At 63.7% G+C, this 13,529-nt stretch carries 13 protein-coding genes; 10 read left to right on the top strand and 3 right to left on the bottom strand.

Annotated elements, in window-relative coordinates; translation table 11 throughout:
• Positions 1-82: 82 nt before the first annotated feature.
• The 3 genes from AC07SZ_RS25615 to AC07SZ_RS25605 are packed head-to-tail and all read left to right on the top strand — an operon-like array spanning position 83 to position 2,742.
• A complete protein-coding gene (locus tag AC07SZ_RS25615) occupies positions 83-940 on the top strand; it encodes an ABC transporter substrate-binding protein (protein ID WP_056565238.1) in 858 nt (285 codons plus the stop codon).
• 57 nt (positions 941-997) lie between these two features.
• Entirely contained in the window at positions 998-1,939 is a 942-nt protein-coding gene (locus tag AC07SZ_RS25610; RefSeq protein WP_056565235.1) for an amino acid ABC transporter permease, read from the top strand.
• Positions 1,936-2,742 (top strand): amino acid ABC transporter ATP-binding protein, encoded by an 807-nt coding sequence (locus AC07SZ_RS25605; protein ID WP_056565232.1) that lies wholly within the window; start codon positions 1,936-1,938, stop codon positions 2,740-2,742. Before AC07SZ_RS25610 ends, AC07SZ_RS25605 begins: the two co-directional genes overlap by 4 nt.
• A 126-nt stretch (positions 2,743-2,868) precedes the next feature.
• On the opposite strand, the gene AC07SZ_RS25600 is transcribed toward AC07SZ_RS25605, so the two are convergent.
• Positions 2,869-3,777: a hydrogen peroxide-inducible genes activator gene (locus AC07SZ_RS25600; RefSeq protein WP_494916386.1), complete on the bottom strand. Its 909-nt coding sequence runs from the start codon at positions 3,775-3,777 to the stop codon at positions 2,869-2,871.
• A 161-nt stretch (positions 3,778-3,938) separates the two neighbouring features.
• On the opposite strand from AC07SZ_RS25600, the gene katG reads away from it, so the two are divergent.
• Positions 3,939-6,137 carry a catalase/peroxidase HPI gene (gene katG, locus AC07SZ_RS25595; protein WP_494916384.1) on the top strand — a complete coding sequence of 733 codons (2,199 nt, stop codon included), beginning with the start codon at positions 3,939-3,941 and terminating at the stop codon, positions 6,135-6,137.
• A 72-nt stretch (positions 6,138-6,209) separates the two neighbouring features.
• Here katG and AC07SZ_RS25590 read toward each other — a convergent pair whose 3' ends face one another.
• Positions 6,210-6,887 carry an MIP family channel protein gene (locus AC07SZ_RS25590; RefSeq protein ID WP_056565223.1) on the bottom strand — a complete coding sequence of 226 codons (678 nt, stop codon included), beginning with the start codon at positions 6,885-6,887 and terminating at the stop codon, positions 6,210-6,212.
• A 302-nt stretch (positions 6,888-7,189) separates the two neighbouring features.
• Here AC07SZ_RS25590 and AC07SZ_RS25585 point away from each other — a divergent pair, with 302 nt between their 5' ends.
• The 6 genes from AC07SZ_RS25585 (at position 7,190) to AC07SZ_RS25560 (ending at position 12,246) form a co-directional block, all read left to right on the top strand.
• On the top strand, positions 7,190-8,479 hold the full coding sequence (locus AC07SZ_RS25585; protein WP_172374374.1) for an RsmB/NOP family class I SAM-dependent RNA methyltransferase: 1,290 nt from the start codon (positions 7,190-7,192) through the stop codon (positions 8,477-8,479).
• Positions 8,480-8,554: 75 nt separating this feature from the next.
• The gene (locus tag AC07SZ_RS25580) at positions 8,555-9,007 is read left to right on the top strand and encodes a TspO/MBR family protein (protein ID WP_056565217.1); all 453 of its coding nucleotides are present in this window, start codon (positions 8,555-8,557) and stop codon (positions 9,005-9,007) included.
• 98 nt (positions 9,008-9,105) lie between these two features.
• A complete protein-coding gene (locus tag AC07SZ_RS25575; RefSeq protein ID WP_013893903.1) occupies positions 9,106-9,564 on the top strand; it encodes a PaaI family thioesterase in 459 nt (152 codons plus the stop codon).
• Positions 9,564-10,229: a 5'-methylthioadenosine/S-adenosylhomocysteine nucleosidase gene (locus AC07SZ_RS25570; protein ID WP_056565213.1), complete on the top strand. Its 666-nt coding sequence runs from the start codon at positions 9,564-9,566 to the stop codon at positions 10,227-10,229. Before AC07SZ_RS25575 ends, AC07SZ_RS25570 begins: the two co-directional genes overlap by 1 nt.
• Before the next feature lie 55 nt (positions 10,230-10,284).
• A complete protein-coding gene (guaA, locus tag AC07SZ_RS25565) occupies positions 10,285-11,847 on the top strand; it encodes a glutamine-hydrolyzing GMP synthase (protein ID WP_056565210.1) in 1,563 nt (520 codons plus the stop codon).
• A gap of 105 nt (positions 11,848-11,952) precedes the next feature.
• Positions 11,953-12,246, top strand: a complete 294-nt coding sequence (locus AC07SZ_RS25560; protein WP_494916383.1) for an enoyl-CoA hydratase-related protein — start codon at positions 11,953-11,955, stop codon at positions 12,244-12,246.
• 486 nt (positions 12,247-12,732) lie between these two features.
• Here AC07SZ_RS25560 and AC07SZ_RS25555 read toward each other — a convergent pair whose 3' ends face one another.
• Positions 12,733-13,527, bottom strand: a complete 795-nt coding sequence (locus AC07SZ_RS25555; protein ID WP_494916382.1) for an N-acyl homoserine lactonase family protein — start codon at positions 13,525-13,527, stop codon at positions 12,733-12,735.
• Positions 13,528-13,529: the final 2 nt, after the last annotated feature.

The raw sequence follows: 13,529 nt of genomic DNA, 5'->3' as shown, positions 1-13,529 counted from the left end.
CGAGCCCGAGCAGGTCCCTGAACGGAGGCCGGCTCGGGCTTTGCCTGGTGAAGACTGCAAACAAGCAAGAAAGGGGAACAGCATGAATGCATATCTGCGAACGGCCAGCCTTGCGCTGGCGATATCCACCATGGCCTGGGGCGGGGTTTCCCGGGCCGCCGAGGTTGCGAAATCCACCGACGTCAAGCAGAGCGGAACGCTCGCTGTCGCCAACACGCTGGACTATGCGCCGTTCGAATATCTGGATGCCGACGGCAAGCAGACCGGCATCATCATCGAACTCGCGGGCGAGGTGGCCAAGCTGGTCGACGCCAAGCTTGATGTTCAGCGCACGCCATTCCCCTCGATGATCCCCGGCCTGGCCGCTGGTCGCTTCAAGATCGCCTGGGAGACGTTCTCGGCCACGCCCGAACGGCTGAAGCAGGTCGATTTCGTCATGTTCCTGAAGGCCGGTCTCGCCGTCTCGACCTCGCCCGACAAGAAGGCGAGCTTCAGCGGCGACATGCCGCTTTGCGGCAAGCGCATCGGCGTTTCGGCCGGCAGCGCCTCCGACTTCCTGGTCGACAAGCTCGGCAAGGAGTGCACCGACAAGGGCCAGGCAGCCATCGAGAAGTCGGTCTTCAACTCTTCGACCGATATCGTCCAGGCCGTGCTGTCCGACCGTGTCGACGCGCGCATGGACGATGCGACCGCGTCGAGCTATTTCGAGGTGACGAGCAAGGGCCAGCTGGTGGTGTTGCCGACGCTTTACGAGGTCGCGCCGCTCGGCATGGCGATCGCCAAGGACGACAAGGAAACCGCCGACATGATGGTGGGCGCGCTCGCCGAGCTGTTCAAGAACGGCACCTACAAGGCTATTCTCGACAAGTACGGCATGGGCGCTTACGCCATCAAGGAACCCTACTTCGTCGGGACCATGGACGCGCTGCGCGCCGAATAGAAACGACCCGGCGCCTGATCATCGGTCAGGCGCCGGCCAGCAATCAGGAGACGATTGATGGGCGTGGCCCACCCGACCGAGATCGGCGTCGAGCCGGGCGTTGCCGCTGCCGTGTCGCGACTGACCGTCGTGCCGCAGCGCCGCTATGGCATCTGGATCGGCACGGCGTTCGCGTTGCTGCTGGCGTTCCTCATCATTCGCGCCTTCGCCAGCAATCCGGCCTTCGCCTGGAGCACGGCCGCCGGCTACCTGTTCCACCCCTCGATCATGCGCGGCCTTGGCAACACGCTGGTGCTCACCGTCATCATCATGGTGTTGGCGATCGTGGTCGGCACTGTCATCGCCATCATGCGGGTATCGCCAAGTCAGGTGCTGCGCGCCTTCGCGGGCGTCTATGTCTGGTTCTTCCGGGGTGTCCCGGCGCTGATCCAGCTGATCTTTTGGTTCAACCTGTCGCTGCTGGTGCGCGAAATCTCGCTCACTGTGCCTTTCCTGGGCACGCTTTTTTCCGTACGAACAAATGATTTCATGACCCCGTTCTTCTCCGCTGTCGTTGCGCTTTCGCTGTGCGAGGCCGGCTACATGGCCGAGATCATCCGCGCTGGCATCAAGTCCGTGCCGTCGGGCCAGTCGGAAGCGGCGAGCGCGCTCGGCATGCCCTACCGCATGATCCTGAAGCGCATCACCCTGCCGCAAGCCATGCGCTTCGTGCTGCCGCCCACCGGCAACGAGGCGATCAACCTCCTGAAGATGACCTCGCTGGTGACCTTCATCGCCGTTGATGACCTGTTCTATACGGCGCAGAGCATCTATGCCCGTACCTTCGAGACGATCCCGCTCCTGATCGTGGTCGCCTTCTGGTACCTGGCCGTGGTCAGCATCATGTCGGTCGGGCAGCATTTCCTGGAGCGCCATTTCGGCCGCAGCGACACGCGCCGTGATCCCCTGGCGATGCGCGCCTTGCGCAACTTGATCAGCCTGCGCGGCGTTGCCCGATGAGCGACGTGAAGTCCGAAAATCGCGCCCGCTTCGGCGTCCCGGCCGATTCCATGGTGTTCGCGCGCGGCGTGCGCAAAACCTATGGCCAGCTTGAAGTGCTCAAGGGCGTCGACTTTGACGTGGCCGAGGGGACGGTGGCCTGCATCATCGGTCCATCGGGATCCGGCAAGAGCACGTTCCTGCGCTGCATCAACCATCTGGAAAAACTCAGCGGCGGCATCCTGTTGGTGGACAGCCAGTTCGTCGGCTACGACCTCCAGGGCGACAAGCTCTACGAGGTCAAGGACGATCTCCTGTGTCAGCGCCGGGCCGAGATCGGCATGCTGTTCCAGTCGTTCAACCTGTTCTCGCACATGACGGTGATGGAGAACCTGATCGAGGCGCCGACACAGGTGCGGCGCATCCCCGTCGACCAGGCCAAGGCCGAGGCGGAAGTCCTGCTTCGCCGCGTCGGCCTTGCCGACAAGGTCGACCGCTATCCGCGCGAACTGTCCGGTGGCCAGCAGCAGCGCGTGGCCATCGCGCGTGCCATGGCGATGAAGCCGAAGGTGCTTCTGTTCGATGAGCCGACATCGGCGCTCGACCCTGAACTGGTCGGCGAGGTGCTGCAGGTGATGCATGATCTGGCCGAGAGCGGCATGACGATGGTCGTCGTCACCCACGAGATCGGCTTTGCCCGCGAGATCGGCGATCAGCTCGTTTTCATGGACGGCGGCGTGATCGTCGAACGCGGCGTGCCGCGCGAGATGATCGCCAGCCCGAAATCGCCGCGCACCCGCGAGTTCTTGTCTCGGGTTCTCTAGGCAATTCCAGGAAAAGTGTGAAACGGTTTTCCGTCCGGAATTACGTCAAAACAAAGGAAAAGGAATAGAGTGGTTCGGTGTCTCCGCGAGACGATGAAACCGCTCCATCGTCCGGCTGGTCGCTTCTCACGCCGCCAGCATCGCCGAGCCGAGGCTGCGGATGATCTTGGCGAGTTCGACGCATTCACCATGCCTTGCATTGTTGCGCCGCCAGGCAAGGCAGATCATGCGTTGCGGCATCGGCTCCTGGAACGGCACGATCTTGAGGTCGGGGATGGTGCCGGCGGGTCCGGCCGCCATTTCGGGGATGAGCGTGACGCCGAGGCCATGCGCCACCATCTGCAAGAGCGTGGTCAGGCTGGTGGCGCCGTAGCTTGCCATCGCCACCGGACGGACATTGCCGCAGACCGCCAGCGCCTGTTCGCGCAGGCAATGTCCTTCCTCCAGCAGCATCAGCCGCTCCAGTGCCGGGCTCTCAGGCGGAACCGGTGGCGAGGCGAAGGCCGGATCGCCGGCTGGCACGGCGAGGAAGAACCGGTCCGGAAACAGTGCCTCGGTGGTCAGGCCCGGATGATCGAGCGGAAGTGCCGCGATGAAAGCGTCGAGCTTGCGTGATGCGGTGTCCTCGACCAGGGAGGTCGTGACCGCCTCGCGCAATTCCAGCAGCAAGGCCGGAAAATGCTTCTTCAGTTCGGGCAGGGCGCGCGGCAGAAGATAGGGCGCGACGGTCGGGATGATGCCCAACCGGAAGCGCCCCTCCATGGCCGTGCGGCCGCGCCGGGCTGTCGTTTCGACGTCGCGTATGTCGGCCAGGATGCGTTCGATACGCGGCAGAAGGGCAACCGCCTCGTCGGTCATTCGGACCGATTTGCCGCCGCGCTCGAACAGCCGGCAGTTCAGCCGTTGCTCCATCTCGGCGATCTGCGAGGACAGCGCCGGCTGGCTGACACCGGCGAGTTTTGCCGCGCGTCCGAAATGCAGCGTCTGCGCCAGCGCGTCGAAATAGTGCATCTGTCGGACAGTCAAGCCTATCATAAGAAAATCCTATCGAAATGAACAGGAAAGGCAATTTGTTTTTATCAGCAATGCGGCCTAGTCTGGAATCATTCCAGATTGGTGCGGTCGCTGGCTGGCCCCAAGATCTCGGCAAAATCAACCTCGGCAAAAACAAACCTCGGCAAAATCGGAGCACTAAGATGGACGCGAAAACCGACGACAACAGCGCGGGCAAATGCCCTGTGGCGCATGGATCCGCCGGCCGGGCCAACCGTGACTGGTGGCCGAACCAGCTGAATGTCCAGATCCTGCATCAGCAATCGTCTCTGTCCGACCCGATGGGCGAAGCGTTCGACTATGCCGAGGAATTCAAGAGCCTCGACCTCGACGCCGTCATCAAGGATCTGCATGCGTTGATGACCGATTCGCAGGAATGGTGGCCGGCCGACTTCGGCCATTACGGGCCGCTGTTCATCCGCATGGCGTGGCACAGCGCCGGCACCTACCGCATCGCTGACGGCCGTGGCGGCGCCGGAGCCGGCCAGCAGCGTTTCGCGCCGCTGAACAGCTGGCCGGATAACGTCAACCTCGACAAGGCCCGCCGGCTGCTATGGCCGATCAAGCAGAAATATGGCCGCAAGATCTCCTGGGCCGACCTTCTGATCCTGACAGGCAACGTCGCGCTGGAATCTATGGGCTTCAAGACCTTTGGCTTTGCCGGCGGCCGCGCCGATGTGTGGGAGCCCGAGCAGGACGTCTACTGGGGCCCCGAAGGCAAGTGGCTGGCCGACGAGCGCTACAGCGGCGACCGTGACCTGCAGAACCCGCTCGCCGCCGTGCAGATGGGCCTGATCTACGTCAACCCGGAAGGGCCGAACGGCAAGCCTGATCCGCTGGCTTCGGCGCGCGATATCAGGGACACCTTCGCCCGCATGGCCATGAACGACGAGGAAACCGTCGCGCTCATCGCCGGTGGCCACACATTCGGCAAGACCCATGGCGCTGGCGATGCGGCACTTGTCGGCGTAGAGCCGGAAGGCGCCGACATCGAGCAGCAGGGTCTTGGCTGGGCGAGCAAATTCGGCACCGGCAAGGGCGGTGACGCCATCGGCAGCGGTCTGGAAGTCATCTGGACGACGACGCCGACCAAATGGAGCAACAACTTCTTCGACAATCTGTTCGGCTTCGAATGGGAGCTGACCAAGAGCCCGGCCGGCGCGCATCAGTGGACGCCGAAGGGTGGCGCGGGCGCCGGCACGGTGCCGGACGCGCACAATTCGGCCAAGCGCCACGCCCCCTCCATGCTGACCACCGATCTCGCCTTGCGCTTCGATCCGTCTTACGAGACGATCTCGCGGCGTTTCCACGAGAACCCGGATCAGTTCGCCGACGCATTCGCCCGCGCCTGGTACAAGCTGACCCACCGCGACATGGGCCCGGTCGCGCGCTATCTCGGCCCGCTCGTTCCCAAGGAAGAGCTGCCCTGGCAGGACATCATCCCGGCGGTCGATCATGTGCTGATCGACGAGCAGGATGCCGAAGCGCTCAAGGCCAGAATCCTGGCCTCCGGCCTGTCGGTGTCGCAGCTGGTCTCGACGGCATGGGCGTCGGCCTCGACCTTCCGTGGTTCCGACAAGCGCGGCGGCGCCAATGGCGCGCGCATTCGCCTCAGCCCGCAGAAGGACTGGGCCGTTAACCAGCCGGCCGAGCTCGCCAAGGTGCTCGACAAGCTCGACGCGATCGCCAAGGACTTCAACGCCGCGCAGGCCGGCGGCAAGAAGGTCTCGCTTGCCGACCTTATCGTTCTCGGCGGCAACGCGGCCATCGAGAAGGCCGCGAAGGCCGCCGGCCACAGCGTGGACGTTCCCTTCTGGCCGGGCCGCATGGACGCCTCGCAGGAGCAGACAGACATCCACTCCTTCGCGCCGCTGGAACCGACCGTTGACGGTTTCCGCAATTATGTCAGCGGCAAGCAGCGGCTGACCGTCGAGGAGGCTCTGATCGACCGTGCGCAGTTGCTGACGCTCACGGCGCCGGAGTTGACCGTCCTCGTCGGTGGACTGCGTGTTCTCGGCGCCAATGCCGGGCAGTCCAAGCATGGCGTCTTCACCAAACAGCCGGAAACGCTGAGCAACGACTTCTTCGTCAACCTCCTCGACATGGGCACGGAGTGGAAGGCGACGTCCGATTCCAAGGACGTGTTCGAAGGCCGCGACCGCACGACCGGTGAAGTCAAGTGGACCGGCACCCGTGCCGACCTCATCTTCGGCTCACACTCGCAGCTGCGCGCTCTTGCCGAAGTCTATGCGGCCACGGACGCCAAGGCGAAGTTCGCGAAAGACTTCGTTGTGGCATGGACCAAGGTGATGAACGCCGACCGCTTCGACATCGCCGGCTGATCCGGACACAGCTCTGTCCGACAAAAAAGGCGCGGGCCACGGCCCGCGCCTTTTGCATTCAGGCTCTTGAAATCAATCCTTCTCGAAGACGCGCGCCTTGGCGACGACGCCGGCGATGGCGCCGCCGATCAGCGGTGCGACGATGAACAGCCAGAGCTGGCTGAGCGCGGCGCCGCCGGTGAACAGCGCCGGGCCGATGGAGCGGGCCGGATTGACCGAGGTGCCGGTGACCGGGATCATGGCGAAGTGGATGCCTGCAAGCGTCAGGCCGATGACCAGCCCGGCAAATGCCGTCGAGTGCTTTTCAGCAGTGACGCCAAGGATCACCGTGACGAAGGTGAAGGTGCCGATCAGTTCCCACAGGAACGCCGAGCTCACGCCCCATTTCGTCTCATCCCAGCCATTGGCGCCGAAGCCGGTGGTGTGGCCGCCGGCCTGGCCGGAAACGATGATCCACAATGCCAGCGAAGCCAGGATGGCACCGATGATCTGCGCGATCCAATAGGGGATGACGTCCTTGGCCGGCAACCGCCCGGCAAGAAAGACACCGAGCGTCACCGCCGGATTGAGATGCGCGCCCGAAATCGGGCCGATCGCGTAGGCAGCGGCGATGAGGCCTATGCCGAACGCCAGACCGATGCCTTCCTGGCCGAGTGGCAGCGCGCCTCCGAAGCCGCCCGTCACCACCGACGCCGTGCCGATGAACACCAACAGAAATGTGCCCAGAACTTCCGCCAAATAAGTTTTCATTGCCCTCTCCTCGTAGCGATCCGCCGGTCCGCGTTTTCCACGCCGCGAATCATGGTGTGAAGAGTATTACCAACCGAAAAACTTGGAAAGCAGAGCGGTTGTCCCACAGGTCGTGCTTGCGGTCGGCAGTTGCGAACATTAGACACCTTGCATTTATTGATCGATCTGCTGTTGCCGGCGCGCGAGATTTATTGATCGGACGGATTTCGGACGGCCTCTTCGTCGCGAGACGGAGCGGGGTTCAATCCGGACGCGAAAGGCTCTAAGAGCAGGCGATAGATCACGATTTGATGGAATGACCGATGCGACTGGGCGGACGGCTGGCTGCGGCCATCGAAGTGCTGGAGGACATTGGCCGGCGTCACCGGCCGGTGGCCGATGCGCTGAAGGATTGGGGCCTGTCACATCGCTTCGCTGGCGGCGGTGATCGCGCGGCCATCGGCAACATCGTCTACGACGCGCTGCGCCACAAACGCTCCGCCGGCTGGCTGCTTGGCGAAGACACGCCGCGCGCCATCGGCTTCGGCGCATTGCTGCTGGAATGGAGCCAGACGGCGCAGTCGCTCAACGACACGCTCGACGGTGACAAGTTCGCACCGCCGCTGCTCAGCACCACCGAGTTGCAGACGATCGCCGGTCGCCGGCTTGCCGATGCCCCATCTGCGGTGCGGGCCGACATACCCGATTGGTGCCAGCCGCTTTTCGAACGGGCCTTTGGCGAGGCATGGGTCGGGGAGGGCGCGGCGCTGGCGACCCGCCCGCCGCTCGACATCAGGGTCAACACGCTGCAGGCCGATCGTGCCAAGGTCCTCAAGGAACTGGCCGATACCGGGGCGCAGGCCGCGCGGATCGCGCCGCTCGGTATCCGCATTCCGCCGATCGATGGCGACGGCAGGCATCCGAACGTTCAGTCCGAGCCGGCCTTCCAGAAAGGCTGGTTCGAGGTGCAGGACGAGGGCTCGCAAATAGCGGCGACGCTTGCCGGCGCCGAGGCCGGCATGCAGGTGCTGGACTTCTGCGCCGGCGCCGGCGGCAAGACACTGGCGCTGTCGGCATCGATGGACAATCGGGGCCAGATCTTTGCCCATGATGCCGAAAAGGCGCGGCTGGCGCCGATTTTCGACCGCATCCGACGCTCGGAAAACCGCAATGTGCAGGTCGTCACCAAGCCGGCCGAACTCGCTCCGCTCTCTGGCCATATGGATATCGTGCTGGTAGACGCGCCCTGCACCGGCAGCGGCACCTGGCGGCGCCGTCCCGATGCGAAATGGCGGCTGACGCAAAGGCAGCTCGATGCCCGCAAGGGTGAGCAATCCGCGATCCTCGATGCCGCCAAGGCGTATGTGAAGCCCGGCGGCCTGCTGGTCTACATCACCTGCTCTGTGTTCGACGAGGAGAACGGCGAACAGGTCGCCGCGTTTCGCGAGCGCGACAGTGGCTTTGCCCCGCTCGATCACCGCGCGCTCTGGGATAGCTGTTTTCCGGGCCACGAGGCGGCCGCGAGAATTGGCGCTGGCGTGGATATTTCGCTGTCTCCGGCGCTGAGCGGCACTGACGGGTTTTACTTCTGCGCCATGCGCAAGGTGAGTTGAACGCTGCCGTTGACAAGGAGCGCCGGTGCCCCAGTTGCAGATGCGCGGCGCCGTGTCGCTGTGGGGGTGGGATTCTTGAAAAAATATCTGTCGTTGCTGCTTTTCCTTGTCCTGGTGCTCGGTGGAGGCTTGCTGATCGGCTATGCGACGTTGCCGGGCGCCTGGTATGCATCGCTGGTGAAGCCGCCCTTCAATCCGCCCAACTGGGTCTTCGCGCCCGCCTGGACACTGCTCTACGTGCTGATCGCGGTGGCCGGCTGGAGAACGTGGGAGCGAGCACCGGCAGGAGCGGCGATGAAGATCTGGGGCCTCCAGCTCGCCCTGAATTTCCTATGGTCACCGACCTTCTTCGGCGCAAGGATGATGGGACCCGCCTTGGTCGTCATCGTGCTCCTTCTCGCCAGCATCGTGCTGTTCATCGTGAGAGCCTGGAACCGCGACCGGCTTTCGGGCTGGCTGTTCGTGCCTTACGCGGCATGGGTGGCCTTCGCCGCCACCCTCAACGCTTCGCTCCTGTGGTTGAACTAGGTCCCTCCAATGTCGTTTTGTTGCAGTGCAGCAAAAGCATTTGCCTGCCGCCCATGCCTCTGCGATAAGCTTCTCCGGCAAAACTGAAGGCAATTGCGATGGCAGCAAAGATCGTACCGGCTCCGGACTATGAGGATCGTGTCAGGGCGTCCTTCGCGCGCCAGCAGGCGATGGCCACGATCGGCGCCGAACTGACACTGGTGACGCCCGGCATCATCGAAATCGAGATGCCCTATTCCGCGGCACTGACCCAGCAGCACGGCTTCCTGCATGCCGGTGTCATCTCGACGGCGCTGGATTCGGCTTGCGGCTATGCGGCCTTTTCCCTGATGCCGGAAAATTCCGGCGTGCTCACTATCGAGTTCAAGGTCAACCTTTTGGCGCCGGGCAGGGGCGAGCGCTTCCTGTTTCGCGGCTCGGTGACCAAGCCTGGCCGCACCATCATCGTCGCCGATGGCCAGGCCTATGCTTTTGCCGTCGACGGCGAAGCCAAGTTGATCGCGACCATGACGGGGACGATGATGACGGTGGTGGGCCGCGATGGGATTGCGGGCTGATGGCTAATGTTACGCGAATTGGCGGCAAGGATGTCCTCTTCGTCATGGCGGCGCAGGCAGAATATGGTCCACATCTCCAGCGGCTGTTCACGCCCTTGATGACGGGCGTCGGCCCTGTCGAAGCCGCTGTTCGGCTTGGCGCCGAACTCTCCTGGTTGAAGTCGGAAAAGGCGTTGCCGGATCTCGTCGTGTCGCTCGGCTCGGCCGGCAGCCGGACCCTGGAACAAACGGAAATCTATCAGGCCGTCTCGGTCGGTTATCGCGACATCGATGCTTCGCCGCTTGGTTTCGAAAAAGGCGCGACGCCGTTCCTCGACCTGCCGGCCATCGTGCCGTTGCCGCTGCGGATACCCGAAATCAGGGAGGCCACGCTGTCGACCGGCGGCGCGATCGTCACCGGCGGGGCCTACGACACGATCGCGGCCGACATGGTCGACATGGAAACCTTCGCCTGCCTGCGCGCCTGCCAGCTGTTCGATGTGCCCCTGATCGGGCTGCGCGGCATTTCCGACGGCGCGGCTGATCTCAGGCATGTCGGCGACTGGACGGAATATCTGCACGTCATCGACGAGAAGCTGGCCGAGGCCGTCATGCGCCTCGAACAGGCGATCGGGTCGGGTCTGCTGCGGACTGCTCCATCCAATGGCCAGGCAAGACCCGTCTGAAAGTCAGGCTACGCAACCCATTGCGCAGACTCATTTCTTTCTCTAAACGCTCGCCATGACAACAGCCAATCACCCCGACACCGTCCTGATTGTCGATTTCGGCAGCCAGTTTACGCAGCTCATCGCCCGCCGCATCCGCGAGGCCGGCGTGTTTTCCGAGATCGTGCCGTTCCAGTCGGCCGAAGCCGCGTTCAAGCGCATCAATCCCAAGGCCGTGATCCTGTCCGGCGGTCCGGCCTCGACATCTGATATCGGCAGCCCGCGAGCGCCGCAGATCGTCTTCGATGCCGGCGTGCCGGTGCTTGGCATCTGTTACGGCCAGATGGCGATGTGCGTGCAGATGGGCGGTGTCGCCGAAAGCTCCAACCATCGCGAATTCGGCCGCGCCTTCGTCGAGATCGAGAAGGACAGCCCGCTGTTCGAGGGTCTGTGGGCGACGGGCCAGCGGCATCAGGTCTGGATGAGCCATGGCGACCGCGTCATCGCCCTGCCGCCGGGGTTTCAGGTCTTCGGCAAGTCGGAAAGTTCGCCCTTCGCCATCTTCGGCAATGTCGAGCGCCGCATGTACGGCATCATGTTCCATCCCGAGGTGGTGCATACGCCCGATGGCGCGAGGCTGCTCAGGAACTTCGTCCACAACATCGCCGGCATCGAGGGCGACTGGACGATGCGCGCCTACCGTGAACACGCGGTCGAGGCGATCCGCAAGCAGGTTGGCAAGGGCAAGGTCATCTGCGCGCTGTCAGGCGGCGTGGACTCCTCGGTCGCGGCGCTGCTGATCCACGAGGCGGTCGGCGACCAGCTCACCTGCATTCTCGTCGACCATGGCCTGATGCGCAAGGACGAGGCGGCGGGCGTGGTGGCGATGTTCCGCCAACACTACAATCTGCCGCTGATCCTGGTCGATGCCTCGGAAAAATTCATCTCGGCGCTGGAAGGCGAGGTCGACCCCGAGAAGAAGCGCAAGACCATCGGCCGGCTGTTCATCGAAGTGTTCGAGGAAGAGGCCAAGAAACTCGGCGGCGCCGACTTCCTGGCGCAAGGCACGCTCTATCCCGACGTCATCGAAAGCGTCTCCTTCACCGGCGGTCCGTCGGTGACCATCAAGTCGCACCACAATGTCGGCGGCCTGCCCGAGCGCATGAACATGAAGCTGGTCGAGCCGCTGCGCGAACTGTTCAAGGACGAGGTGAGGGCGCTCGGCAAGGAACTCGGCCTGCCCGAGAGCTTCATCGGCCGCCATCCGTTCCCAGGTCCTGGCCTGGCCATCCGCTGCCCGGGCGGCATCACGCGCGAAAAGTTGGAGATCCTGCGCGAAGCCGACGCCATCTATCTCGACGAGATCCGCAAGGCTGGCCTCTACGACGCCATCTGGCAGGCCTTTGCCGTGCTCTTGCCGGTGCAGACCGTCGGCGTGATGGGCGACGGCCGCACCTACGAATTCGTCTGCGCGCTGCGCGCCGTCACCTCGGTCGACGGCATGACGGCGGACTTCTATCACTATGACATGGCCTTCCTGGGCGCCGCCGCCACGCGCATCATCAACGAGGTCCGAGGCATCAACCGCGTCGTCTACGACGTGACGTCGAAGCCGCCTGGTACGATCGAGTGGGAATGACGGGATACAAACGGCGGAGCGCCACTTCAATCCTCTCATCGAGACCATGCGGGCATCGCGTTTGCCCATCGTGGCAGCCGTGAACGGCCCCGCGCCGGCGCTGCCGTGGGTATCGCGCTCGCCGCCGACATCGTCATCGCCGCCCGCTCGGCCTGTTTCTATGAGCCTTTCGTCGGCATCGCGCTCGTGGCCGATGCCGGCAACCCGCTTTTTCTTTCACGCACCCTTGGCCGCGTACGCGCGTCCGGCATGATGTTGTTGGGCGACCGGATCACAGCGGAACGCTCGGCCCTGTCTGGGAGATCGCAGAGGACGACGGTATGCATGCCGCCGCTCTGGCGATTTGCGCGCGGCTCGCGGCTCTCGACGCGCAGGCGGTCGCGGCTGCCAAGCGACTGATGGCGGGCGTGGCTGATTTCGGTGCGAGCGAACAGCTTCAATTTGAGCAGGATCTGCAAGGCGAGGCGGCCGTTCCCCGGCTATCAAGGCGCGCATCGCGGAGTTTTTCGCTCGGCGGAAAGAGTAGGATCCGGCAATGGAGACCGCGCTTCCTCAGGATGCCAGAAGGAACGGTGACGGCATATGACCATCCAGACGACCTACATCCTTTCGGGTGTACGTACCGGCATCGGTACTTTAGGTGGAAACGCTTAGCGGCGAGGAGCCGGCCGCGCTTGGCGCCAGGGTAGCCGCCGAAGCGATCAAGCGCGCCGGCATCGAGCCTTCCGAGGTCGGCCATGTGGTCTTCGGCAATGAAGCCGGTCGTCGCCTTGATCCGGGCGAGGCCGCGCGTGTCCGAATGCCCGGTGCGCTCCTGGCGAAGGCCGTGACCCGCCCGTTGCCCGAACGTGTCGCTGGATCCCAGCCGTCCCGTCATCGACGTGATCAGTCCAACGGGTGGGCAAGGCTTACAATGTCCTCGACGTCCTGGCGGCTGCGCGCGAAGCGTTTGAGCACCAGCGGATCGTGCCCCGGTACGATGTGAGCGGGTGAACTGGCAAGCTGCTTCATCCGTTCCACTCCGAAGATCACGTCGCTCAGTCGGTCGAAGACCGGAAAGGGCTTTTCGCGCTCCATATTGGCGTAGAAATGGGCTGCGTCGGACGCGATCACGACCGCGCCGTTGTCGGTTTCCACCCGCACCACCTGCAATCCGCGCGAGTGGCCGCCAACCTTGTGGAGCGTGATGCCGGGCGCGATCTTCGACTCCGCGTCGTGGAAGCAAACCTTTCCCGCAAAGACGCGCCGCACCATGGTGGTGACGTCTTCGGCCTCGAACGGGTGCCGCATTGCATGGTGGCACATGCAACGGCCGGTCGCGAATTCCATCTCCGCATCCTGCAGGTGAAAGGTCGCGTTCGGAAACAGATGATGGTTCCCGCAATGGTCGTAATGCATGTGTGAGACGATGACGTCGCTGACATCGGCGTGGTTGATGCCGATTGCCGCCAGGCCGTCATCGACGGGCCTCACGACACTGCGTCCGCGTTTGTCACCGGTCGGTTTGTCGAAACCGGTGTCGACGATGAAAGTGCGCTTCTCGCCGACGATCGCCCAGACGAAGTAGTCGAGCGGCATGGGAACATCATGTGTGTCCCCGCCCAGGAAATTCTCGCCCGAGCGGCGTTCGAAATGGCCGTAGCGAACGGCATGGATCTCATAGCGTTCGGAGCTACCCATGA

This window comes from Mesorhizobium sp. GW821-FHT07A06 (assembly GCF_059419085.1).
This window is presented reverse-complemented; position numbering and strand designations above follow the sequence as displayed.